Source organism: Gloeocapsa sp. PCC 7428, from assembly GCF_000317555.1.
In the GTDB taxonomy this organism is placed as follows: Bacteria; Cyanobacteriota; Cyanobacteriia; order Cyanobacteriales; family Chroococcidiopsidaceae; genus Chroogloeocystis.
In genome coordinates, this window is the sequence record NC_019745.1 from 3,520,748 (window position 1) to 3,543,680 (window position 22,933).

The window sequence follows — 22,933 nt, forward strand, 5'->3', positions numbered from 1 at the left end:
GGTTTGAACAACCGTTTACTCCTTTCGAGACATCCTCTAAAGCCGATGCTTAAATCATTTTTGTATTATTCCACGCACCATCTAGACTTTGTTTATTAAGCGGCAACTTTAGTCGCCAGGCTAATTATAAATAAAAGACCAGAATATTCCTCTGGTCTTACACGATAGTAAACTGTAATCTGATTCAGAATTAACCGCCCGTTTCAGCGTCGGTTTGTGGTTCTTTCTGTTCGGCTTCAGATGCTTGTGCTGTCGCAATTTCTGCATCAGCTGCGGCTTCTTGGGCTTCAATAATTTCTGGTGTAATTTGTGGTGCTAAAACAGAAACGACAGCATCGTTAGTTTCGCTCACCAAGGAAACACCTTCGGGTAAGACTAACTCTTGAAGATAAACTACGTCTCCTATATTCATATTAGAGACGTCAATTTCAATGGTTTCAGGAATGCGATCGGGAGCGCAACGAACTTGAATATGTGTCAAGACTGTATCTAGCGCACCACCTTCTATTTTCACCCCAGGTGCTTCGCCGACAAAGTGTAGTGGTACTTCTACCTCTACAGTATCTTGGGCTGCAACCGAGAAGAAACTCAGGTGATAGGGAAATCGTTTAGTCGGGTGGCGTTGAACTTCCCGCAGGAGCGCTTTACCGCGCCAGGGCAGATCGCTAATATTTAACTGAATCAATGTGTTGTTGACTGAAGCTTGTTTTAACAGCGTTTCTACTGTTTTTGCTTCTAAGGTAAGATGAATTGACTCTGTACCGTTGTGACCGTACAAATTGGCAGGAATTAAACCTGAACGACGTAGAGCGTTTGGCTTACTACCTTCTGCTCTTTTTTTTCCTTCAACTGTGATTTCCATACTGCTAAAAGTAACAAGCGATAAACGGTAAATTTTGAATCTTAAAAAGCTTTTTCGACTTACACTTCCGTAACGACAGGAGTGCCATTCGCATGAAGTAAAGCACGTTTAGGACCGTGAATTGGGTCTTCCACAATGATAGTTTGTTCGCGGCTAGCGCCTAAAGAAACGATCGCAATTGGAACTTCCATCAACTCGGCTAAGAATTTCAAGTAGTCGAGTGCTTGCTGTGGTAAGTCTTCTAACGAACGACAATCGACGGTTGAGTGTTTCCAACCTGGCATTGTTTTATAAATTGGACGACACCGCGCAAATCGACGGGCGTTGTGAGGAAAATCCTTACATTTTTCTCCATCAACTTCGTACGCAACACAAACTTTGATTTCGTCTAGTTCATCCAGAACATCTAGTTTTGTAATTGCGAGACAATCCATACCGTTGACGCGAACCGCATAACGTCCGATCACCGCATCAAACCAACCGCAACGCCGCCGCCGCCCAGTGGTGGTGCCAAATTCTGCACCGCGATCGCACAGTAACTCGCCAATTTCGCCGTTGAGTTCTGTCGGAAATGGTCCTTCACCGACGCGTGTCGTGTACGCTTTGGCGACTCCAATCACGCGATCAATCATTGTTGGTCCTACACCAGTACCGACACAAGCTCCCCCAGCAACAGGATTTGAGGAAGTGACGTAAGGATAGGTACCATGATCCAGATCGAGCAATGTGCCTTGTGCGCCTTCAAACAAGATATTGCGACGTCGTTGAATCGCATCGTAGATCTTGAGCGATGTATCTACCACATGCGGACGCAAGCGTTCTGCATATTCTAGATACTGGTCAATGACTTGTTCTGCATCTAAAGGCGGTAGGTTGTAAAGCTTCTCTAGAATGACATTTTTATAGCTAATTGCCCAATGCAGTTGTTTGCGCAACCCCGTAGGATTCATCAAATCAATGACGCGAATTCCTGTCCGCTCAGACTTATCCGCATACGTTGGACCAATTCCTCGCCCTGTTGTCCCAATTCTATGATCGCCTCGGCGTTCTTCGGATGCTTGATCGATCAGCCGATGATACGGCATTGTGACATGGGCTGTTTCTGAAATCAGCAGATTTTGGGTAGAGATGTTGAGGCTTTCTAACTGGTCGAGTTCTCTAATCAACACCTGTGGGTCAATTACAGTACCACAGCCAATGATGCATTCAGTATCAGGGTATAAAATTCCCGAAGGAATCAAATGCAACTTGAAAGTTTGACCCTGAACTACAAGTGTGTGTCCGGCATTGACACCCCCTTGGTAGCGTACAACAATGTCAGCCGATTTGCTGAGCAGATCCGTGATTTTTCCTTTTCCTTCGTCGCCCCACTGAGCGCCGATCACTATGACGTTAGCCAAGGTTTATGTAAGTTAGCTAAGGTTTTCACACAAACTCTAATTTATAGCAAAATAATTGCAGTATGTCAATAGTTTAATGCTACAAAATCACATTGATTTAGCTTAACACCTGCGTTATCTACTCTCCTTGACATCTTTCTCCTTCTGCACAAGAAGCTCGTTTATACTGCGTGCTGCCACTTTTTCATTGAGCTTAAAGTCGTTGTAACTTGACACTAAAAACTCACTGCAAATTGCCAATTTGAAGATTATTGTTAAGATTAATTAATAACTTGTATTGTTAATTTTAATCAAGATCATGGCATTATATGCAGAATTGCATCGGCATTTGGGAGGTTCGGTAGTACCGCGTGTACTGTGGCGCTACTTTCAACGTCATTCACCCAATCTAGGACAAAAATTTCCTGAGTATCAAGAGTTTGAAGAGTTTTATACAAAACCGCGCAACACACTCGATGAGTATCTAGAACTCCATACACTGGTAGAAAGCGTACAAAGCGTAGAGACATTGCCATATTTTATTTATCGCTTGATGCGTGGTGCTTATATCTTTGAGAACCTTGCTTATTTAGAATTGCGCTACACGCCTTACTTGCGTACGCCCGATCATTTGAGTCAATCAGAGCGCATTGACCAGATGGCAGAAATTGTAGCAGTTGTCGGCAAAGCAAGTCGAGTGCCAGAGTATCCGATTGTCACAAGTCAAATTCTGTGTATGCACTCGCGACTTCCGTATGAGGTAAATAAGGCGATTGTTGACTTAGCGGCTCAAAGTCGAGATTATGTTTGTGCGATTGATGTAGCGGGTGGTGATGCTCACTACAAAGAAAGACTTGACGAGTTCATTGAATTGTATGATTATGCGCGATCGCTCGGTCTAAATACAACCGGACATCTTTACGAAACAACGGATGGTTGTTATCGTGAGTTATTGCCTTATTTAATGCGCATTGGACACGGTATTCAAATTCCCCTACGCTATCCAGAGTTACTCGGTGAATTAGCACGACGTAACCAATGTCTAGAAGTTTGTCCGACGACTTATCTGAAGACAGGAACCCTAGAAGACCTGCGACAACTTAAGATTGTGTTTGACCGCTGTTTTGATGCTGGAGTCGATATTGCGATCTGTACTGACAATGCTGGATTACATAATGTTCGCTTACCTTTTGAGTACGAGAATTTACTGACGCAGGATATTATTGATTTCCAGCAGTTGAAAGCTTGTCAAAATGCAGCTTTTCGTCATGCGTTCGCTTGGCCCTATGCTTCGCAACCTCCAGCTTCATTGTTACATGGATTACTGCAACCTGAAGCACCGGCTTTGGCAGAACCTGTCAGTAATTAGCAATTCAATAAAATATAGCAGAGGTCAGGTTAAACTCTAGTCAGGAAAGTCACTCTTCTATAATGTTCTAACTCTCTTGACTAGAGCCATAAATCAAGCGATCGCATTTTGCCAGAGAGTTGAGGATGCTATCCCCATACAGGGCTTTGGCAAAGCTCTCCTGCTAACTTATGATATTTAATAGTACTATAGACTTGACTATATAAGACGCAGTGTCTCATTGTCCTGAGTAGCGATCGCTTGAAATCGATTTATGTGAAAAAATCTTGTATCTCTGCAACTCATGAACTGGTGATTAGCTTAATGAGCAATAGCCGCCTATCAGATATATTTTTAGTATTTAGCAGAACTTGATACGAGATATTTCTAATGTTTAAAACTTAAAATAAAACCTCTCTTATTTCATTTATATTTGATAGTCTAAATTGAGGAGTTCAACAGTAAATAGTTATAGCGTTTTGCTCTTTTAATTTTAAATTAATCCTAATAAATCCAAAATATTTGTATGATAATAATCTCCATATTTAAGTGAGTCAAAAGTCACAATACTTAATTATAAAATATCTACCTGGTTACATCCTATACAAATCGTGGAGCAAGCGAGTGTGACTTGCAGCAAAGTATTCGACAGTAGTAACTTAATAAATTAATTGCTTTTTAAGCTGGTTGACAATGGATACCAAAAATAATCTTGCTCCATGAGGATTCTGATAGTCGAAGACGATCTTAGCCTTGCCGAAATTTTAGCAACAGCACTGATTGAGCAGCGGTATGTAGTAGATACGGTAAGTGATGGGGAAGCCGCTTGGCAACAAGTCAAAACGGTTACATACGATCTTATTGTTATGGATATGATGCTTCCCAAACTTGATGGTATTAGCCTATGTAAGCGGCTACGTTCTCAAAGCTATGGGATTCCAGTACTGATGCTAACTGCTTTAAATAATATTGCAGATAAAGTCACAGGGTTAGACGCAGGGGCTGATGATTACGTGATCAAACCAGTAGACTTACAAGAATTATTTGCGCGGATTCGCGCGCTACTGCGGCGAGGAAGTGCGCAGACGCCACCAATTTTAGAATGGGATGGGTTGCAGCTAGATCCTAGTACGTATGAAGTAACCTACGAAGAAAAACCTTTGTACTTGACACCCAAAGAGTATAGTCTTCTAGAAGTGCTCTTACGCAATGGAAGACGCGTTGTTAGTCGTAGTGCCATTATTGAACACGTTTGGTCTTTGGAAGACCCGCCAGAAGAAGATACTGTCAAGGCGCATATCAAGACTCTCCGCCAAAAGCTGAAGTCTGTAGGCGCTGCAAGCGATTTCATTGAAACCGTTCACGGTGTCGGCTATCGCCTTAGACAACCCTCGCTACATCAATAAATGCTGTCACTGTACAGCCTATTAACAAAATGTTAAGTTTTCTATACTAAGCTGATTTTTTGTGAGGTTGGGGAACTTTTCTGAAGAATACCCGATTTCTTCACGATTTCTTCTCCCTTTTCTTCACGCCTAGCTTGTAGATTGAGTATTTAAGTCAGGTGATTGGCTGTTCATCAAAGCTAAAATCTCCTCATTGCCCTTCTTTATGATGCAACTGGGTTAACCGCTATATGCCTCTAGAGGTTAGCCCAGAATGCTTTCTCTCAAGATTTTCACATTGACACAATATTAAACTCAGGAAACTTACCCTACAATCTCGAACCTACGCGATCGCTATTGTCAAACCAGAACTTTAGGATCTGCTCACCTACACATTAGGGAGCGAATATATGAAATTACAAGATGACGCTAACAGCAACCACGTTGAACTAGATTGGTGGGTAGAAGTTACGACTACTCAACCAAATGTCATTTATTACTTTGGACCTTTTGCGAGTAGACAAGAAGCACAATGGTTTTTGCCTGGATATATTGAGGATATAGAACAAGAAGGCTGTCAAGAAATTTGCGTTCAAGTGCAGCAATGTCAACCTACAGAATTAACAGTTGAAGAACAGATTTTAGTAGCTAGTGGCTAGTGATGAATGAGAGTTAGAGGCTCAAGAATCAGAAGAACCCATTTGCGTAAAGCTTCTTGACGAGATTCTTTGACAAGCTAGTTCAGCAGCAAGTTGTATGGCGGCTTTCATGCTAGTAGCATCGGCAATTCCTTTTCCTGCAATATCAAATGCTGTGCCATGATCCGGTGAAGTCCGTACAAAAGGAAGACCGATTGAGGTATTTACCGCACGGTCAAAAGCAAGTTGTTTGACAGGAATTAACCCTTGGTCGTGATATAGCGCTAGATAAGCATCCGCAGCTTTTGCTGTGCCGATTTTACCATACCAAGCTTGACTTGGTTTGACCCACATTGTATCTGGTGGTATGGGACCATCTAATTGAATTTTGGGGCGATCGCATCTTTCTTTTTCCAACCAAGGAATCAGCCAGTCTTGTTCTTCGCGTCCGAGTTGTCCTGATTCTCCACTATGCGGATTTAATCCGGCGATCGCAATTCTTGGTTGTGCTATACCGAAATCGTGCTGTAAACACTCCACGAGTAAATCTAATTTACTCGTCAGAAGTTCTGGTGTGAGTGTATCTGCAACTTGACGCAGAGGAATGTGTGTCGTCGCGAGTAATGTTCTTAATGTCCAATTTGTGTGGGGTGATCGCGCGACAAACAACATCCCGTATTTTGTCACATCTGCAAGCTCAGCGAGTAACTCAGTTTGCCCAGGATAATTGTAGCCTGCGGCTTTCCAAGCAGATTTCGCAATGGGACCTGTGACGATCGCATCAAATTCACCGCTTTTTGTACGGGCGATCGCGGCTTGCATATAAGCAAAACTTGCTGCTCCACTCGCTGCATTGCCGATTCCTGTAGTGATAGTATCTTCAGTGTTAATATCTAAAATTTTTAATTCTTCTGGATTGGCGAAATTGTCACGACAACACTGACATAACTGTTCGTAAGTTTTGGTGAGTTGCGCCTGACTTCCGACAACTGTGACATCGTAGCTTTGCGTAAATTCTGATTCGGCTAAAGCCTTTAAAATCACTTCTGGTCCTATACCTGCCGGATCGCCTAAAGTCAAAGCTAAACGCGGACGTTCTTCTACACAAAGCGAATTCTGCAACAAAGACATTTTTTATAGAAAAGCCTCTAGATGATTGCGTATAAGTCAATAAACAAGCAGAGTTATGTCACCGAACTGATTTAAAATACTTTACACTAGTCTAAATTTTTCTCAGAAAGATACTGACTCTTGCCTGAGTGTGGACTTCTTTATACTAGTTTACTGAAATTGATTTAGCGAAGGAGAATCGTCGTTATGGGCGAGATGTTTACAGCAACCATTTTGTGCCTCACCTTGATTCCTGTTGGCATCGTTTTGGGTTTTCTCTTGCTCAAAATTCAGGGAGGTGAAGAAAGCGAATTATAGAGGAGTAAGTGCTTAGTGGCTAGTGGTTAGTGGCTAGTGATTAGTGTCAAGAGTGGCTAACAACTAGTAACTAGCAACGAGTAACTCGTTCTTCCCTGGCTTAAAAATCCTCAATCTATTGTAAAGTTTTTTAATATAATGGATTCTGATAGGATTTTATTAATAAAAGTTTAAGATTCATTACTAATCCCTCATGACTATATTAGTTGTCGGTGCTACTGGCACCTTGGGAAGACAAGTAGTTCGCCGTGCTCTCGATGAGGGGTATAAGGTACGCTGTCTTGTAAGAAATCCTAAGAAAGCCACTTTTTTAAAAGAATGGGGTGCTGAACTGGTAGCTGGTAATTTGTGTTATCCAGATACCTTACCTCCGGCGCTTACAGGGATAACAGCGATTATCGATGCAGCTACGGCTCGCGCTACAGACTCGCTGAGTATCAAACAAGTCGATTGGGACGGGAAAGTCGCGCTCATTCAAGCTGCCTTAGCCGCTGGTGTCGAACGTTATGTATTCTTCTCGCTGATAGACGCGGACAAGCATCCTGATGTCCCACTGATGGAAATCAAGCGATGTACTGAGCTATTTTTAGCCGAAGCCGATTTAAACTACACTATTTTGCAACTCTGTGGCTTTATGCAAGGGTTGATTGGGCAATACGCAATTCCGATTTTGGAAGGACAAGCCGTATGGATTACCGGCGAATCTTCGCCGATCGCCTACATGGATACGCAAGATATTGCTAAATTCGCGGTTCGCGCCCTATCCGTTCCCGAAACAGAAAAACAAACTTTTCCGGTAGTGGGGACTCGTGCTTGGAGTGCGGAAGAAATTATTAATTTATGCGAACGACTATCTGGCAAAGAAGCACGCATTACGCGAATGCCAATCAACTTGTTACGGACGATGCGCCGAGTACTCCGCTTTTTCCAATGGGGTTGGAACGTTGCCGATCGCTTAGCGTTTACCGAAGTCTTAGCAAATGGCAAACCTTTGGATGCTCCTATGGATGAGGTTTATCAAGTTTTTGGCTTAGATCCAACAGAAACCACAACCTTGGAAAGCTATATGCAAGAGTACTTTGCCAGAATTTTGAAAAAGTTACGAGAACTCGACTACGAAAAAACAAAAACAAAAAAGAAGCAAACTCCCAAGAAAACGCCGTTTAAGAGTTAGAGAGGGGTGAGCGAATAGTGGCTAGTGCGTGAGTTTTGAATTGAAGTATTTCCTGAACTCAACACTTCACAACTCAACATTCATAACTCTCTTCAAGAAACCCTCGCCTCTTGAGCAAAAATGTGCAAGGATCTAGCTAATAGTAAGCATTGCGGAAATCTGGACTTGTAGCGTGCCGAAAGCGGGCATTATTTACAACGACGTTAAGCCGATCGCAGGTCGTGTTGCTAACGAACTGAAAGACAAGCTCATCGCAGCGGGTTGGGAAGTTTGTGTAACAACTGGTATCGGGGGGATTTTGGGTTACTCGAACCCAGAAAGTCCGGTGTGTCATACACCGATTGAAGGTCTTACCCCACCTGGTTTTGATGCGGAAATGAAATTTGCTATTGTCCTCGGAGGCGATGGCACAGTTTTAGCTGCTTCTCGTTTAGTGGCTCCTTGTGGCGTTCCAATCCTGACGGTAAATACAGGACACATGGGCTTTTTAACCGAAGCTTATGTCAATCAATTACCGTTAGTCATGGAACAAGTCATGGCGGGTAAATACGAGATTGAAGAACGAGCGATGTTAGCCGTTAAGGTTTTGCGTCGCGGGAAATCAGTTCTCTGGGAAGCGTTGTGTTTGAATGAGATGGTACTGCATCGCGAACCTTTGACGTGTATGTGCCATTTTGAAATTGCGGTGGGACATCACGCGCCCGTAGATATTGCCGCAGATGGTGTCATTGTCTCGACTCCCACAGGTTCAACGGCGTATTCATTGAGTGCGGGAGGACCTGTGGTGACACCAGGAGTTCCTGTATTACAGCTAGTCCCCATTTGTCCGCATTCGCTTGCGTCACGCGCGCTGGTCTTTGCTGATACCGAAACTGTGACAATTTCGAGTGCGAGTACCGATCGGTTAGTGATGGTGGTTGATGGAAATGCTGGCTGCTACGTTTTTCCTGAAGATCAGGTGCAATTAGGGCGATCGCAATACTCCGCGCGATTTATCCGCCTGCAATCACCGGAGTTCTTTCGGATTTTGCGCGAAAAGTTAGGTTGGGGACTACCGCATATTGCCAAGCCAACTTCGGTCGAGTTGCCTTAAAAGTGGGCAATTCCTATAAGGATATGAATATAATTAAGTGTTCATACTTAGTTTCGCTGTGTGATAACTGAGCTATGACCAAATGCAATCCTTCATTCCTGGATAGCGGCTTATGAGTACGGTAGAGGCTGAACGCAGTCCATGTGTTTTATTAGTCGAAACTGATGAGACTTTGGCAGATCAAGTGAGCCTTGACTTACAAGAATCAGGCTATGAAGCCGTGATCGCACCTGACGTTTACAGCGGGATGCAATACTCCCGAGAAATCCAGCCAGCTTTGATTGTGGTAGACCGAATGCTGGCTGGAGAATCAGGGCTAGAGTTATGTACTCATCTACGCAAAGCAGGCGCGCGCGTACCTGTATTAGTCTTGATGGCACGAGATACCGTTGACGATCGCGTAGCGTGTTTAGAAGCGGGCGCTGATGATTATTTTCTCAAACCTTACCGCTCTGAAGAATTTTTACAGATGGTACGCCTCTATTTACAACCAGAAACAGGCGTAACCGAACAATTACGCTTTGGCGATCTCGTTTTAGATTTAGCAACGCGCCGCGCCATGCGTCATGGCAAAGCGCTGGATCTGACAATGAAGGAGTTTGAACTGCTCAAGTATCTGATGGAACATCCGCGTGAAGTTCTAACTCGCGAACAAATTCTAGAAAATGTTTGGGGTTATGATTTCATGGGCGAATCGAATGTTATCGAAGTTTATATTCGTTATTTACGCCTTAAGATAGAAGACGAAGGTCACAGACGCTTGATCCAAACTGTGCGGGGTGTCGGCTATGTTTTGCGAGAATCGTAATTAGGGAACTCTGACGAGGAAGAACGACTCAAAAGCTATGAACGCAAATACTGGGAGTTATTAAATAGTGAGTCGTGGTTCTGCTGTCCTTGCAATCATTTTAGGAACTATGATGCTGGGTTGTTCAACGCCGACGCCCGCAGTATCGCCAACAGTAACACCTCTGGCGCAACAATCTGTGAATGCTGGTCAAAATCTTCCTATAACTGCTACAGCAACAATTGCCGGACGTAAAATTAATCTGGAAGTAGCGCGGACACCTCAAGAACAAGCCACTGGCTTGATGTATCGCGACACCATAGCCGACGATCGCGGAATGCTATTTGTCTTTGAACCCGCGCGCCCTGTCGGTTTTTGGATGAAAAATGTCCGGTTTCCGCTTGATATGATTTTTCTAGAAAATGGACGCGTGAAAGCGATCGCACCCGCTGTACCGCCTTGTCAAGCTGAACCCTGTCCGACGTATGGTCCCGAAACACCTGTTAATCAAGTCATAGAACTACGCGGAGGACGCGCCGCTGAACTCGGAATTCGCGTCGGCGATCGCCTCGATATTCGATTTTTAGACTCGTAAAATCTAAACAAGCAATTTTCTTTTACCACATCGTTTGCAATAAAGGGGGAAATCCCCCAGAAAAATTGTAGTGCTTCGAGGTTGAGTAGGGTAATATAGCCCTAGTCAATAAAGTTAGGACATGATAAAAGCTCGTAGTGATTTCCCTAACTAGAGTTTAACCCTGAACCCTGACCTCTGACCTCTGACTCCTGCTATATTTGATAGATTTGATAGAAAAACAAAATTATTGCGGCGCTCATTTTTCCTGTGTAGAGCGTTACAATTCAAAAAATATTAAATTCGCACGAGTCAAGCCCCACTCAGTCTTTTGGGAGAGTAAAATCCTGTAGCTAATATCCTCCTTGTTATAGGTGAACAATATTGCTGCACTAAAGTAAAAATAGTTCTAATAAATTTTGTTTTTTCTGGAGCAAACTTACGAAAATTAGCAAGTTGCGCTAAAATTCTATTCCACGTCGTATTTGTACTCTTCATACGTCAGGGAAACTCATAAAAGCCAGTTTCACCGTCAAGTAGAGTTAGCAATTCACCAGTGGTATCAGGACAGAAAAAAAACTGGCTAGTCAGTACTAGCTCATCGTATGACGAATAACTCAAACTTAAACTTATTTACAACGGAAGGTGAAACAATGTCACCAGCAAACTACTCTAAATTCATTGACTTTCTTCAAAAAGATTTATCGATATCCGCTGCTTCGATTGATGTCGCATTACGCCATCGCGAACAAGATCCAGGTCCTTTACCTATGATTTTGTGGCAGTATGGCTTGGTTACGTTAGACCAACTTAACCAAATCTACGATTGGTTGGAAAGCGCAGTAGTATAGGAACGCGGAAATATGACAAATCGCCAAATGCTAGTTCAAATATGTCTAGACACGCAAGTTGTACGTAGGCAATAGTTAGAGGAGACAGAACAATGTATTGGCAATACATAGAGCGGGTAATACCCGCTCTTTTGATTTTAAATTACCACGCGTTTAGCACTTCATTAGACTTCTTGCATGAATCACAAACGCCCTCTGACTGAAGTCAGGGGCTACTCAAGCAAAGTGTACTTTCGTACACTGAAGCAAGGCTTTTATCAATAAGTTCACATGCGAGTTTATTCGTCAAGCATTCATGCAGGAGATTTATTCTACGATTGAGCAAAAACTCTTGCAGCCGCAGCCACACCTGCACCAGGCGTAAAGTTTTCATAACCAAGTTCGTGCATGGCAACTTCGAGTGCTGAAATCGCACTGAGAATATCGCGATCGCTGACAAAGCCTAAATGCCCGATCCGGAAGATTTTATTACTGAGGTGATCTTGTCCGCCAGCTAAAGCAATATCAAAACGCTTTTTCATAATCGCGCGCACCTGATCCGCTGCAATTCCTTCGGGTGCTACCGCAGTAATGGCAGGACTTCCACAATCATCACTCACAAACAAAGGTAGATTTAAACCTTTAATTCCCGCGCGGGTTGCCTTCATCAAGCGTTGATGGCGGGCGAAGATTCCTTCTAATCCCTCTTGCTTCATCATCCGCAGCGTAGCGTGTAAAGCAAAGATCATATTAACGGGTGGTGTAAACGGAGTGGTGTTTTTCGCAGTTGCTTTGCGATATTTACCTAAATCGAGGTAGTAGCGGGGTAGTTTCGCAGTTTTGTAGGCTTCCCAAGCTTTGGGGCTAACCGCAACGATTCCCAACCCTGGGGGAATCATATAACCTTTTTGCGAACCGGAACCAACAACGTCTAAACCCCAAGCATCCATTGGCACATTAACTGCACCAAGACTGGTGACTGCATCTACAATAATCAGCGCTTCACCATGATTTTTAACATGGCGGTTAATTGTTTCTAGGTCATTAAGTACGCCTGTTGATGTTTCGCTATGGGTAACGACGACAGCTTTGATTTGTTTTTCTTTGTCAGCTTCGAGTTTTTCTGCAAACGCCTGAGGATCGAGGGGTTGTCCCCACTCAGCGGTAATTCTTTCGACATTCAAATTATAAGCTTCACCCACTTCCGCCCAGCGTTCGCCAAACTTACCGTTACAACCGACTAAAATGCGATCGCCAGGACTCAAAAAATTAATCATTCCGGCTTCGACTGCACCTGTACCGCTGGTTGTCAGCAGCATTACATCGCTTTGCGTTTGGTGCAGCCACTTGAGGTTTTCTGTCACCTCTGCCAGAATGTTGCTAAATTCACTGGTACGATGACCAATGGGGTGCTTGGCTAACGCGAGTAGCGCCGCCTCTGGTACCGGTGTGGGACCAGGAATCATCAGCATCAGCTTGTCTTGCATTGTTGTCCTACTGTTGTGCGAATTAGGGGTTTCTCTAGGATTGCACAAGTTGAAAAGCTTGTACGATTTTGGGAAATTTTTTGATTATACCTGGAAAAGTGCGATCGCGAATACAGCTACTGTGCAGAGGAGCAAAAGAAGGGTGCTACTTTAGAAAAGGTGGTAAATCTACTTTAGATGCGTGCTTTGTAGGTGTAGGTAAAGTTGATGCAACTTCTTGTGTTTTTTGTGTTATTGATTGCACCGTTGTTAATAAATGGTTAAGTTCAAATAATCGGTCTGGTAAAAGTCTTTCTATCACTTCTTTTAGTTCGAGCGCCAGCGTCACACTTTCCAAATACTGCTCTTTCCAATAATGTACCGCAGCGACATACTCGCCAACCTGTTGCGATTGCTGGATAATTTGTTCTTGAAGAATCGCAGTTTGCTGAAGATTTTGATGTAACTCTTGTTGCAATTGCACTTGCGATTGTTGCTGCTGCAATTTGCTGATGACTTGCTTCTGTAAGTTGGCGATTTCCTCGACTGCTGCTAGCTGTGCTTCGAGTAAAGCTTGAGTTTTCAACTTTCTGCGCAATTCTGCTAGATACGTCAATGACTGTTCTAACGCTTGTTCCAGCTGATGAATGCGATTCGATTGTTTTTGCTCGGTTTGATTATCAAAAGGAGATATGTCGTTACCGCTATTCGTTGCGATCGCGTGTAAGTAACGCTCTGACTGATGCGCTAAATCACTATGTATCAAATCTTGCTCTAACACGCTAGTTCTCCCTTCGATTGGGCTAACTGTCTGGTTTTTGATAAGTACTATGGCAGCGGTTTTATTTTAGTCAATGTCTAAAATTTATGCGATGTACGTACTATACATTTAGTCAGAAAATAAATAAGTCTCCGCACCATCTAAACTTTGTTAATCTAGCAGCATCAGTCGCTCGCATTTTCACTGAGGAGATTGCTTGTGAAGCAGTTAAACACCCATATTGAAATCAATGCTTCGGCTAGCAAAGTTTGGAAAATCTTGACTGACTTTGATAGCTATCCACAATGGAACCCGTTTATTCGTGCTGTGAGTGGTGAGGTAAAGCAAGGAGCAAGGTTAGAAGTGCAACTACAACCACCAGGGGGAAACTCGATGACATTTCGCCCTAAAGTTTTGGTTGCTGAACCTGAACGGGAACTGCGTTGGTTAGGGCGGTTACTTGTACCAGGAATTTTTACTGGCGAACATTGTTTTCAAATTGAGCCGCGAGATCGCGATCGCATTCGATTTATCCACAGCGAAGTTTTTTCAGGGTTACTCGTTCCCTTTTTAGCAAACAGCTTAGACACCAACACTAAAAGTGGTTTTGAAAAGATGAATCAAGCACTCAAAGCACGCGCAGAAAAATAAAGTAGTCTACGGAGGTGGATTTCGTTTATTTAGGAGCGAATTTATTCGCCAAAAGCTTTGAGATCGTTTCTTGCGTAAGTCCTAATCTAATTTATTGATTCAGTGACCACCGCGATTCAATTGCAATCTGTGACTGCTGACAACTTTCTTCTAGCTGCTTCTGTTGCGCGGCGGCTTTACGTAGGGTAATGATTAGCTGATTCACCTGTTCGCGCAAAGTTGGATTTTGACTTGCTGCGGATAGTGTTTGTTGTTCTAATAACTGCAACAAGAGTTCGTAGTGAATCGGAGAGGGAAGGGGAATTGTCTGCATAAAAAATTGACTTAATTTCAGGCGCTCTTGTTACTGAATTTTGCTTCAGATTCAGAGCGCCATTAATGACTAGGTAGTAAATAGAGTGGCGATCGCCGCTTGCGGATCGCTTTGTTTTACCAAAGATTCGCCAATGAGCACCGCTGCTGCACCTGCACAAGCGACAACTTGGAGATCTGCGGGCGTATGCAATCCTGACTCGCTGACGGCTAAGATATTCCGCGATCGCAATTCTTCGCCGCGTGCTTCTAGCAATGCACAAGTCGTCTGTAAATCTACGGAAAAATCTTCTAAATTGCGATTATTTATACCAATTAATTGGACACCATCAATTGCCAAAACGCGGTCAATTTCCTCTAATGTGTGAACTTCGACTAATACTGCCATTTTTAAAGCGGTTGCAATTTTGACAAAGTATTGTAAATCTCGATCGCTCAGAATTGCGGCAATCAACAGCACCGCATCCGCACCGCGAATTCGCGCCACGTACATTTGATACGGGTAGATAATGAAGTCTTTGCACAAAAGTGGTAAATCTACCGCAGCGCGAATTAAGGCAAGATTGTTAAAACTGCCTTGAAAGAACTTTTCATCGGTCAGTACCGAAAGACAGCTAGCACCACCTTGGGCATAAGATTGCGCGATCGCCACAGGGTCAAAATCTTCGCGAAAGACACCCTTACTTGGTGAAGCTTTTTTTACCTCGGCAATGAGTGCAGGTGTTGTTTTTCCTTGACGCAACGCACCAATAAAATCACGTGTTGGTGGTGCAGCAAGGGCTTTACGCTGAAGTTCGACTAAAGGAAGCTTTTCACGCAGTTGCTCGACTTCAGTTTCTTTATGCCAGACAATTTTTTCTAAGATATTTTGTGGTTCAGCATCAGGAATAGCAACTTGATAGCGCAAGCTTTTCACATCAACTGATGGATTAGGTGGACGACGACGAATTTGCATATTAGATAGGAGCGAGGAGTGAGGGGCGAGGGGCGAGTGATTAGTGGCTAGTGACTAGGGGTAATAGTTAAGATGCGATCGCGCGCTTATATGCTTCATCCAGCACCTCTGAAAGTGTGGGGTGGGCGTGGACGAGATGTGCTAAAGAATGAACAGATTGACGGTTAGCGATCGCGGCGGAGGCTTCGTGAATTAAATCTGAGGCGTGCATTCCGATGATATGAACTCCGAGGACTTCACCCGTGTCTTTACGATACACGACCTTTGCGATACCGTCAGCTTCACCTTCCGCGAGGGCTTTAGAATTCCCTTTGAAGTACGTACGGACTGCACCCACTTCAAATCCTTGTTCTTTACCCATATCTTTCGCCGCAGTTTCGGTCATTCCTACGTAGCTAATTTCAGGGTGCGTAAACGCGGCGGCGGGTATACTGCGATAGTCGATTTCTTGGTGTTTTCCGCAGATATTTTCAACGGCGACGATGCCTTGTGCAGAAGCCGCGTGCGCTAACATCATTTTGCCGTTCGCGTCGCCAATTGCCCATAAATGTGGTACGGGTTCACCCGCAGATAAAACTGCCATGCGATCGTCTACAGGAATAAAGTTGCGGCGATCGAGTTCGACACCCACCGAATCTAAACCAAGGTTTTGCGTGACTGGGATGCGTCCGGTAGCTACCAAGCAAGCATCAACCTCAATGATATCCACATCTTCTTTCGTTTTGAAGTCTGCAAGTTCAATGACGACAGGAGAACCAGGAATAACGCGCTTCGCGTAAATTCCCACATACGTTTCGATATCGCGGGGTGTAATTAATATCCGTTCAGCTAATTTGGCAATATCGCGGTCAAATCCTGGCATCAGTTGGTCTAGGGCTTCAATCATTGTAATTTCACACCCTAGCGCCGAGTACACATCAGAAAATTCTAGCCCAATATAGCCGCTACCAATAATTGCCACCCAATCGGGAAGTGATTCTAACTTGACACCTTGGTCGCTTGTAAAGACTGTTTTCCCATCTACTTCAATTCCTGGTGGAACAAATGGAACAGAACCAGGCGAAAGAATAATATCTTTGGCTGTAACGGTTTTTTCGCCGTTGTCGGTGGCGATCGCCACTTTTTGCTGTCCGGCGACTTTACCCCAACCGCGAATGATATCAACGCCGAGACGTTTGAGGCTATTTGTCAAATCACCTTGAATCTTGCTGACTAAGTTATTTGCATGATCGGCGATCGCTGCGCGGTCAAACGCCACATCCCCAACATGAATTCCCAAAGCTTTGAGATGATGCGCATTGCGTAATTCTCGCACGCGACCAGCAGCAGCAAGTAGTGCTTTTGAAGGAATACAACCCCGATTGACGCAGGTTCCACCCATATCCGCTGCTTCGACAATGGCGGTTTTCAATCCACAACTGACCGCGTGTAAAGCCGCACCATGTCCGCCGACTCCAGCGCCAATAATGACTAAATCGTAATCAAATGCTTCCTGACTCACCGCAGGTCTCCTCAAAGCGTGCGCGTTACTCTAACTTATTCTCAACTCGACTCCGCAATCAATGCAAGTCTTTTTTTTGTTTCCGCTTGCGGGAAGATTATCTGTCAATCTCAAAGTCTTGTGTTTGTCCTAAGTTCTAGTATGTAAGTTTGTCTTAGTTACACTGACTGTACATGAACTTTAAGCGATCGCTGTTAACATTTCAATATCTGTATGTCCGTTTTTATTGAGTACTTTACGACTAAATAACTTAATTCTCCACGCAGTATAGTGATGCAAAGAATTACAATTTACATATTATTAATTGCTATGAATAACCTATAAGTGTCAGGATTTACGCAACAGCCACCCCGAACAATCACTGCGTCATGAGTAGCCGCTTTTTTGGAAGGGGTTTGGGGGACGGTTGCGTTCCCCGATGGGGAGAATGGAGGGAAGTTCCCAAGTCTTGGTTCTGATGAAAACGCTGAGATTGGGTGAGTCATAAGTAGGTGAAGTATTAATATGAAATAGGAGAAGCCACTCATGAATGAAGTCTTTAAGGCTCCTTGGGCGATATCGCTGATTGCTATTACTATTGTAGTTTCTGCAATACTGCTAGGAATTGTGTTGATGGGACTATTGACTGGTCCTCGCAGTGATATTGCGTGGATAGTAGCAATGGTCGTCATTCCTTTGGTAATTTTATTAATATCTGTATTCTTCAGTATTCGCGGTTATGCGATCGCAGACAATACACTTTATATTCAACGCCTTGGTTGGAATACCAAAGTTGATTTAAAGAACTTAATCACCGCTGATGTAAACCCCCAAGCAATGCGAAACTCGATACGCAAGTGGGGAAATGGTGGTTTATTTAGTTTTTCGGGAAAGTACTACAACCGCAAACTGGGAAATTATGAAGCTTATGCAACAGATTTGACTAAAGCCGTCATTCTCAAGTTTCGCGATCGCACAATTGTTGTTACTCCAGAACATCCAGAAAGATTTGCAAATCAAGTTTTAGCAACAATGGACAAAGGATAGTACAGTAAAAAACTTGCAGATTTTCTAATCTTGGAGAACCGAGATACAACTCTTCTATTGGTTGATAGCACCCTTAACGGTTAAAATTCTAGTGACTGGTATGAATAACGAATACCAGTGGAAATTCTATTTGTTGTATCTATGGTGGCTCGAAGTCCATAGTTAATAGTCATTATCTCCTCGAATAGCTAGTAAGCAAGGCTCTCAGCGCGGGGGAGACTAAGGAGGGTTGATGCGCACGCAAGACGATCGCACTTCTTTATTAGACCTCCTGCGTGAATGGCAAGTGCGAATTCATTCGCTACTATATAACAAAGTCCACCTCCGTGAACTTACTCATAAAAACCTTGTTTGAGTGTACCTTCGTACCAGAACAACGCGCGATCGCTTTTTGCTTACTCAACAAAGCCCATGCAATTGATGTGTTTGGATACTTACCACCCAAAGTCCAAGAAGAACTCATCAATTCTTTACACGATACTCAAGTGGTGCAAATTGTCAAGGCGATGCGTCAGTCGCGATCGCGCCTTTTCAACAGGTCATTTCTCTCGTCTCCGTTTTGGCAGTCGTCATGCCAATTGTATCTAACACCAGCGGCAATGTTGCAATTCAAGCATTATCTGTAACCCTCAGAGGATTAGGTGTTGGGGAAGTCGTACCCAAAGATACACTCAAAATCGTCTGCAAAGAGATTCTTGCAGATTTAAGTACAGCCTTAGCTTTGAGTCTTGCGCTTGGTCTTCTTTCCTTAATTTGGTCGCCTCCACAAAAGCAATGGATAGCATTAGTTGCAGCAATGGTTATGGCAATCAACGTATTTGTTGCTGCTACCTTAGGAACGTTACTAACAATGGGTTTAAAAAGAATAAATCCCGATCCTGCCTTAATTCGTGGACCACTGCTAACAACAGTTTTAGATGCTGTAGGATTTTTGACTTTTCTCTCGCTAGTTTCTATTGCTTTAAAAATTGTTCGTTGTTAGCTAGAGTAAGACTATTTCTGCGAGGTATTTTAACGAGCAAACACTAAACTTTATATATGCGTATTTTACTTTCTTTATCTCTCTAATACTAGTTAACGCGATCGTCTTCCGCTTGACTTATCAAAAACACATAGTAGCTAAGCTTTCATCAGCCATAAATCACGATTCAAAACAGCAATTCATCGCGAACTTTATTAGATTTAAAAACAGTCGAAACATTTAGGGAAAACACGATAAAAACAGGTGCGTAACCCGTTCTAATTATTGCTATTAAGTCAGTGTTCCTTGCAGGATAATAGATATATAAGTGAAAGAAAAATAATTTGCTTAAATGAGAATACAATCATCAGCATTAGTACATCTTGGTTTTGGCAAATATGTGCGTTCAGATCAAGTAACAGCAGTTATCCCCATTGAGGAAGAACGCGGACCTGGGCGACGCACGTTTATACATCTCCAAGGACACACAGATCCAATTGTGGCTTCGCGCGCTGAAGATTCGATTGTCCGCGACTTAGTGCAAGAACCGCGTGAGGTGACTCAATCACGCCAACAGCAGGAGATTCTACACGATCTACTTATGGATTTAAGCAATGTCAACCCAACAGTACGCAGAATTGTACGTGATGAGGGTGGACTTGATTTAGAACGCCTAGAGCAGCGAATCCGTGAAGTTGTAGAAGAGTAATTAGGATAAGGGATGCACTATAGCGCATCCCTATTTAAACCTAAATGAGTTAAAAAATAGTATCAGTTCTAGGTAGATTTAACAGAGAGTTCAGTTTATATGGAGTTCTAAATTATGAGCATTGAATTTAGAATGAAATTAACTTAAAACTTAAAAAATATATAAAATCAAACCTATATTAATGATTTTTAATTTTTCTTAATATTTTTAGCGAAAACGTAATGAGAAAAAAGTCATCGATGTGTGTCGTATAGTTATTTTGTAACTAGATTAACACAAACAAGATAGTTTTATAGGAAAAACAAGCTTGACATCAATGGTATATTTTCTGATATCGATTTTTTAAAAAGAGCTTCATCAGAAAAAGTCAAGGAGTACTCATTATGTCAAGTGTTGAGAGTGCTATCTTACCTACAAGAGAAATGCAGACTGGTTTGGTTCATTTCCTAACTTGCTCTAAAATTGTTTGTAACTCTGGTTATATTTATTCGTGGATCAATCCTAACCATCCTGGGTTTGTTTACCCAGAAGCTATGGGACTTTACTTAACATTAGTTTCGCAACTGAGTCTGCAAAGAAACTATCGCTATCTTGCTGAACAAGCCCACGCCGTAGCTAACAGCTTACAACATTTAACATCACCGTTAGGTGGTATAGGCAAAAATGAAAAACTCTATTTGTTTGATACTTGCATGGCTGTCAATGGATTGCTGACTTACAAAAAGTATTTGAATGGTTATGTAAATCCCACAGTTGTGGCAGACATGTCACGCTTCATAATGAAGATGGCACAGCAAAGGCTAGCGGTTGTAGCTGATAATGGTAGCTTGCTAGAAATACAACCTCATTGGTCAAGTGTTTTCGGTGCAAGTATGCTGAAAACTGTCATTGCGCTAGATGCACTTGCGGTAGAAACAGGCGAGCATTATTTTTCTGACTTAGCATTGGAGATTGCAGAGGAAGTTGTACGCGAGTGCTACTCAGATGGAGTCTTTCATGTTTTTCCAGAAACAACTATTGTTTACTGCCATGCTCATTGCTATGCTCTAGAAGGGTTACTCTATCTTCACTCACGCGGCTATCTTGAGGCTACAGAGATATTGAGTGCTGGTGCTCAGAGTTTGCAAAGGTGGCAAAATTCAGATGGAAGCCTGTTTAACTGGTACAATGCACCGTCACGAGAACTGTGTAAAGTTTGTGATGCGACTGCACAAGCACTACGCATTTGGATAGCAGTAGATCGCGATCGCTTTGCTGAAGCAATCAATAAGGGATTTACATTTTTATTAAGCCTGCGTTCTCCAGACTTCGGGCTTTACTACTGCGATCGCAGTTTGGACGTAAATTCGTGGGCTTCTATTTTCGCTACACAAGCAATGGATTGGTCCTTGAATGGTGTGCAGAGTGACTGCATTGTTTAAAAATAACAATTCTACTAACAGGGTGCGTTATGGAAAACCCAACTATATTGATTACTGGAGGCGCAGGTTATATCGGTACTCATACAGTGTTGGCACTCCAAGAGGCTGGATATTCCGTCTTAATTTTAGATAACTTGGTGTATGGTCACAGAGATTTAGTAGAAAAGGTACTTAAAGCAGAACTCATCTGTGGCAATATTTGCGATCGCCCCCTACTAGATCAAATTTTCGCCCAAAGATCTATAGAGGCAGTTATCCATTTTGCTGCATATACTTATGTTAATGAATCGGTATCTGACCCATTCAAGTATTACCAAAATAATGTGCTAGGTTCGCTTACCCTCTTGGAAGCAATGCTTCAGGCTGGAGTAAATAAGATTGTTTTTTCTTCAACTTGTGCCACATATGGTATTCCTCAACAAATACCAATTCCAGAAGAACATCCTCAGAATCCCATTAATCCATATGGGGCTACTAAACTAATGGTAGAAAAAATACTATTAGATTTTGATAGAGCGTATCAGCTTCGCTCGGTTTGCTTCCGTTATTTTAATGCTGCCGGTGCTGATAAGCTAGGACGACTCGGAGAAGATCGCACTCCAGAAACGCACTTAATTCCCCTAGTTTTGTTAACTGCGTTAGGAAAGCGAGAAAAAGTGTTCATTTTCGGTACTGATTATGACACTCCTGACGGTACGTGTATCCGCGATTATATCCATGTAATAGACTTGGCGCATGCTCATGTTTTAGGGCTGAATTATCTATTACAAGGAGGCGAAACGGAAATTTTTAATTTAGGCAATGGCAATGGTTTTTCTGTACAGCAAGTGATTGATACAGCTATTAGTATAACTAAGCGCTCATTTCCCGTTGTCAAGACTGAACGGCGAACGGGCGATCCTCCTATCTTAGTTGGTAATTATGAAAAAGTACAAAGGGTTTTAGGCTGGAAGCCTGCTTATTCTAAGCTAGAGGAAATGATAAAGGATGCATGGCGCTGGCATCAAAGAAGACATAGTGATTAAAAACTGAGGCACTGCATGAGGTAACTCAATCACGCCAACAGCAGGAGATTATACACGATCTACTTATGGATTTAAATCATGTCGATCCAACGGTAGGCAGAATTGTGCGTGATAAGGGTGAACTTGATTTAGAACGCTTAGAGTAGCGGATTTGTAGAGTTATAGAAGATTAAAAAACAGAAGATATTGTAACGAAATTAAGAGCTAAGTAGAAATATATAAATTTGTTAAGAAAAGCTCGGCTGCCGAAGGATATGAAGTAATTCCTGCTATGGAATGACAATGAGTAGATTTTTTTTGGCTTACAAGTCCGAATAAAGTATTTTTTTGAACAAAAAACTTAAAATAATTTCAACACATTTTTATAATTGTTCACTGTATGCGGCTCGTTTGCAGACGATAATTTAAAGCATATAGGCAGTGCTTGAAAATGGAGTAAGTAACGATGCCTAATCACTACTCAATCTTAGATGACCAAAATCAAGTCTACGGAGAATGGCACGGACATTTGCACTATACGTTGATGTATCAAAGTAGAGAGAAAGCCGAAATCGTAGCAAGAGAACACCATATGTTAGGGTACAAAATTGTACCATCAGAGGCAGCGGTAAGATACTCGGAGAGCAGATACTCTGAACATAAGTAAAA

General features: G+C 42.7%; 25 protein-coding genes. 17 read left to right on the plus strand and 8 right to left on the minus strand.

Going from position 1 to position 22,933, the window contains the following annotated elements; genetic code table 11:
• Positions 1–190: 190 nt before the first annotated feature.
• Both GLO7428_RS15575 and GLO7428_RS15580 read right to left on the minus strand, forming a co-directional pair.
• Positions 191–862: a 50S ribosomal protein L25/general stress protein Ctc gene (locus tag GLO7428_RS15575; protein WP_015189528.1), complete on the minus strand. Its 672-nt coding sequence runs from the start codon at positions 860–862 to the stop codon at positions 191–193.
• 59 nt (positions 863–921) lie between these two features.
• Complete coding sequence (locus tag GLO7428_RS15580) at positions 922–2,262, minus strand: adenylosuccinate synthase (RefSeq protein WP_041918650.1); 1,341 nt, start codon at positions 2,260–2,262, stop codon at positions 922–924.
• 298 nt (positions 2,263–2,560) lie between these two features.
• Between GLO7428_RS15580 and GLO7428_RS15585 the strand changes: the two genes are divergently transcribed.
• The 3 genes from GLO7428_RS15585 to GLO7428_RS15595 all read left to right on the plus strand — a co-directional run bounded on the left by GLO7428_RS15585 (position 2,561) and on the right by GLO7428_RS15595 (position 5,633).
• On the plus strand, positions 2,561–3,610 hold the full coding sequence (locus GLO7428_RS15585) for an adenosine deaminase (protein WP_015189530.1): 1,050 nt from the start codon (positions 2,561–2,563) through the stop codon (positions 3,608–3,610).
• Between the two features lie 698 nt (positions 3,611–4,308).
• Positions 4,309–4,995, plus strand: coding sequence for a response regulator transcription factor (locus tag GLO7428_RS15590; RefSeq protein ID WP_015189531.1), 687 nt, complete (start codon positions 4,309–4,311; stop codon positions 4,993–4,995).
• A 389-nt stretch (positions 4,996–5,384) separates the two neighbouring features.
• Positions 5,385–5,633, plus strand: coding sequence for a DUF1816 domain-containing protein (locus GLO7428_RS15595; protein ID WP_015189532.1), 249 nt, complete (start codon positions 5,385–5,387; stop codon positions 5,631–5,633).
• A gap of 21 nt (positions 5,634–5,654) precedes the next feature.
• Here GLO7428_RS15595 and pdxA read toward each other — a convergent pair whose 3' ends face one another.
• Positions 5,655–6,743, minus strand: coding sequence for a 4-hydroxythreonine-4-phosphate dehydrogenase PdxA (pdxA, locus tag GLO7428_RS15600; RefSeq protein WP_015189533.1), 1,089 nt, complete (start codon positions 6,741–6,743; stop codon positions 5,655–5,657).
• A 186-nt stretch (positions 6,744–6,929) separates the two neighbouring features.
• On the opposite strand from pdxA, the gene GLO7428_RS15605 reads away from it, so the two are divergent.
• The 6 genes from GLO7428_RS15605 (at position 6,930) to GLO7428_RS15630 (ending at position 11,519) form a co-directional block, all read left to right on the plus strand.
• Positions 6,930–7,040, plus strand: coding sequence for a PetM family cytochrome b6-f complex subunit 7 (locus GLO7428_RS15605; protein WP_015189534.1), 111 nt, complete (start codon positions 6,930–6,932; stop codon positions 7,038–7,040).
• Between the two features lie 193 nt (positions 7,041–7,233).
• Complete coding sequence (locus tag GLO7428_RS15610; protein WP_015189535.1) at positions 7,234–8,214, plus strand: SDR family oxidoreductase; 981 nt, start codon at positions 7,234–7,236, stop codon at positions 8,212–8,214.
• Between the two features lie 172 nt (positions 8,215–8,386).
• Positions 8,387–9,307 carry an NAD(+) kinase gene (locus GLO7428_RS15615; RefSeq protein WP_015189536.1) on the plus strand — a complete coding sequence of 307 codons (921 nt, stop codon included), beginning with the start codon at positions 8,387–8,389 and terminating at the stop codon, positions 9,305–9,307.
• Between the two features lie 112 nt (positions 9,308–9,419).
• Positions 9,420–10,115, plus strand: coding sequence for a response regulator transcription factor NblR (gene nblR / locus GLO7428_RS15620; protein ID WP_015189537.1), 696 nt, complete (start codon positions 9,420–9,422; stop codon positions 10,113–10,115).
• A gap of 67 nt (positions 10,116–10,182) precedes the next feature.
• Positions 10,183–10,689 (plus strand): DUF192 domain-containing protein, encoded by a 507-nt coding sequence (locus GLO7428_RS15625; RefSeq protein ID WP_015189538.1) that lies wholly within the window; start codon positions 10,183–10,185, stop codon positions 10,687–10,689.
• A 632-nt stretch (positions 10,690–11,321) separates the two neighbouring features.
• A complete protein-coding gene (locus GLO7428_RS15630) occupies positions 11,322–11,519 on the plus strand; it encodes a DUF2949 domain-containing protein (protein WP_041919208.1) in 198 nt (65 codons plus the stop codon).
• 311 nt (positions 11,520–11,830) lie between these two features.
• Here GLO7428_RS15630 and GLO7428_RS15635 read toward each other — a convergent pair whose 3' ends face one another.
• Together GLO7428_RS15635 and GLO7428_RS15640 are read right to left on the minus strand one after the other, a co-directional pair.
• Positions 11,831–12,985 (minus strand): alanine--glyoxylate aminotransferase family protein, encoded by a 1,155-nt coding sequence (locus GLO7428_RS15635; RefSeq protein WP_015189540.1) that lies wholly within the window; start codon positions 12,983–12,985, stop codon positions 11,831–11,833.
• A gap of 145 nt (positions 12,986–13,130) precedes the next feature.
• Positions 13,131–13,745, minus strand: coding sequence for a hypothetical protein (locus GLO7428_RS15640; RefSeq protein ID WP_015189541.1), 615 nt, complete (start codon positions 13,743–13,745; stop codon positions 13,131–13,133).
• 198 nt (positions 13,746–13,943) lie between these two features.
• Between GLO7428_RS15640 and GLO7428_RS15645 the strand changes: the two genes are divergently transcribed.
• Positions 13,944–14,375: an SRPBCC domain-containing protein gene (locus GLO7428_RS15645; protein ID WP_015189542.1), complete on the plus strand. Its 432-nt coding sequence runs from the start codon at positions 13,944–13,946 to the stop codon at positions 14,373–14,375.
• A 91-nt stretch (positions 14,376–14,466) separates the two neighbouring features.
• Here the strand turns inward: GLO7428_RS15645 and GLO7428_RS15650 are convergent, their stop codons facing one another.
• From GLO7428_RS15650 to lpdA, 3 genes are all read right to left on the minus strand, one after another.
• Positions 14,467–14,688, minus strand: coding sequence for a DUF5340 domain-containing protein (locus tag GLO7428_RS15650; protein ID WP_015189543.1), 222 nt, complete (start codon positions 14,686–14,688; stop codon positions 14,467–14,469).
• 69 nt (positions 14,689–14,757) lie between these two features.
• Entirely contained in the window at positions 14,758–15,642 is an 885-nt protein-coding gene (trpC, locus tag GLO7428_RS15655; RefSeq protein WP_015189544.1) for an indole-3-glycerol phosphate synthase TrpC, read from the minus strand.
• A 67-nt stretch (positions 15,643–15,709) separates the two neighbouring features.
• Positions 15,710–17,143: a dihydrolipoyl dehydrogenase gene (lpdA, locus tag GLO7428_RS15660; RefSeq protein ID WP_015189545.1), complete on the minus strand. Its 1,434-nt coding sequence runs from the start codon at positions 17,141–17,143 to the stop codon at positions 15,710–15,712.
• A gap of 525 nt (positions 17,144–17,668) precedes the next feature.
• On the opposite strand from lpdA, the gene GLO7428_RS15665 reads away from it, so the two are divergent.
• The 7 genes from GLO7428_RS15665 (at position 17,669) to GLO7428_RS27925 (ending at position 22,931) form a co-directional block, all read left to right on the plus strand.
• The gene (locus tag GLO7428_RS15665; RefSeq protein WP_015189546.1) at positions 17,669–18,169 is read left to right on the plus strand and encodes a PH domain-containing protein; all 501 of its coding nucleotides are present in this window, start codon (positions 17,669–17,671) and stop codon (positions 18,167–18,169) included.
• 326 nt (positions 18,170–18,495) lie between these two features.
• Positions 18,496–18,795: a magnesium transporter MgtE N-terminal domain-containing protein gene (locus tag GLO7428_RS27365; RefSeq protein WP_196797378.1), complete on the plus strand. Its 300-nt coding sequence runs from the start codon at positions 18,496–18,498 to the stop codon at positions 18,793–18,795.
• The gene (locus tag GLO7428_RS15670; RefSeq protein ID WP_081588073.1) at positions 18,741–19,151 is read left to right on the plus strand and encodes a magnesium transporter; all 411 of its coding nucleotides are present in this window, start codon (positions 18,741–18,743) and stop codon (positions 19,149–19,151) included. The genes GLO7428_RS27365 and GLO7428_RS15670 overlap by 55 nt, the downstream gene beginning before the upstream one ends.
• A 331-nt stretch (positions 19,152–19,482) precedes the next feature.
• Complete coding sequence (locus GLO7428_RS15675) at positions 19,483–19,839, plus strand: hypothetical protein (RefSeq protein WP_015189548.1); 357 nt, start codon at positions 19,483–19,485, stop codon at positions 19,837–19,839.
• Positions 19,840–20,222: 383 nt separating this feature from the next.
• Complete coding sequence (locus GLO7428_RS15680) at positions 20,223–21,260, plus strand: hypothetical protein (protein WP_015189549.1); 1,038 nt, start codon at positions 20,223–20,225, stop codon at positions 21,258–21,260.
• Between the two features lie 29 nt (positions 21,261–21,289).
• Positions 21,290–22,285 carry a UDP-glucose 4-epimerase GalE gene (gene galE, locus GLO7428_RS15685; protein ID WP_015189550.1) on the plus strand — a complete coding sequence of 332 codons (996 nt, stop codon included), beginning with the start codon at positions 21,290–21,292 and terminating at the stop codon, positions 22,283–22,285.
• A gap of 445 nt (positions 22,286–22,730) precedes the next feature.
• Positions 22,731–22,931: a hypothetical protein gene (locus GLO7428_RS27925; protein WP_015189551.1), complete on the plus strand. Its 201-nt coding sequence runs from the start codon at positions 22,731–22,733 to the stop codon at positions 22,929–22,931.
• The last annotated feature ends 2 nt before the right edge of the window (positions 22,932–22,933 follow it).

Bases quoted from the DNA above. Each gene is read 5' to 3' on its own strand.
- GLO7428_RS15575 (WP_015189528.1), bottom strand. From the start codon at position 862: ATGGAAATCACAGTTGAAGGAAAAAAAAGAGCAGAAGGTAGTAAGCCA.
- GLO7428_RS15585 (WP_015189530.1), top strand. From the start codon at position 2,561: ATGGCATTATATGCAGAATTGCATCGGCATTTGGGAGGTTCGGTAGTA.
- GLO7428_RS15590 (WP_015189531.1), top strand. From the start codon at position 4,309: ATGAGGATTCTGATAGTCGAAGACGATCTTAGCCTTGCCGAAATTTTA.
- GLO7428_RS15595 (WP_015189532.1), top strand. From the start codon at position 5,385: ATGAAATTACAAGATGACGCTAACAGCAACCACGTTGAACTAGATTGG.
- pdxA (WP_015189533.1), bottom strand. From the start codon at position 6,743: ATGTCTTTGTTGCAGAATTCGCTTTGTGTAGAAGAACGTCCGCGTTTA.
- GLO7428_RS15605 (WP_015189534.1), top strand. From the start codon at position 6,930: ATGGGCGAGATGTTTACAGCAACCATTTTGTGCCTCACCTTGATTCCT.
- GLO7428_RS15610 (WP_015189535.1), top strand. From the start codon at position 7,234: ATGACTATATTAGTTGTCGGTGCTACTGGCACCTTGGGAAGACAAGTA.
- nblR (WP_015189537.1), top strand. From the start codon at position 9,420: ATGAGTACGGTAGAGGCTGAACGCAGTCCATGTGTTTTATTAGTCGAA.
- GLO7428_RS15630 (WP_041919208.1), top strand. From the start codon at position 11,322: ATGTCACCAGCAAACTACTCTAAATTCATTGACTTTCTTCAAAAAGAT.
- GLO7428_RS15635 (WP_015189540.1), bottom strand. From the start codon at position 12,985: ATGCAAGACAAGCTGATGCTGATGATTCCTGGTCCCACACCGGTACCA.
- GLO7428_RS15650 (WP_015189543.1), bottom strand. From the start codon at position 14,688: ATGCAGACAATTCCCCTTCCCTCTCCGATTCACTACGAACTCTTGTTG.
- trpC (WP_015189544.1), bottom strand. From the start codon at position 15,642: ATGCAAATTCGTCGTCGTCCACCTAATCCATCAGTTGATGTGAAAAGC.
- GLO7428_RS15665 (WP_015189546.1), top strand. From the start codon at position 17,669: ATGAATGAAGTCTTTAAGGCTCCTTGGGCGATATCGCTGATTGCTATT.
- GLO7428_RS15670 (WP_081588073.1), top strand. From the start codon at position 18,741: ATGCCAATTGTATCTAACACCAGCGGCAATGTTGCAATTCAAGCATTA.
- GLO7428_RS15675 (WP_015189548.1), top strand. From the start codon at position 19,483: ATGAGAATACAATCATCAGCATTAGTACATCTTGGTTTTGGCAAATAT.
- GLO7428_RS15680 (WP_015189549.1), top strand. From the start codon at position 20,223: ATGTCAAGTGTTGAGAGTGCTATCTTACCTACAAGAGAAATGCAGACT.
- galE (WP_015189550.1), top strand. From the start codon at position 21,290: ATGGAAAACCCAACTATATTGATTACTGGAGGCGCAGGTTATATCGGT.
- GLO7428_RS27925 (WP_015189551.1), top strand. From the start codon at position 22,731: ATGCCTAATCACTACTCAATCTTAGATGACCAAAATCAAGTCTACGGA.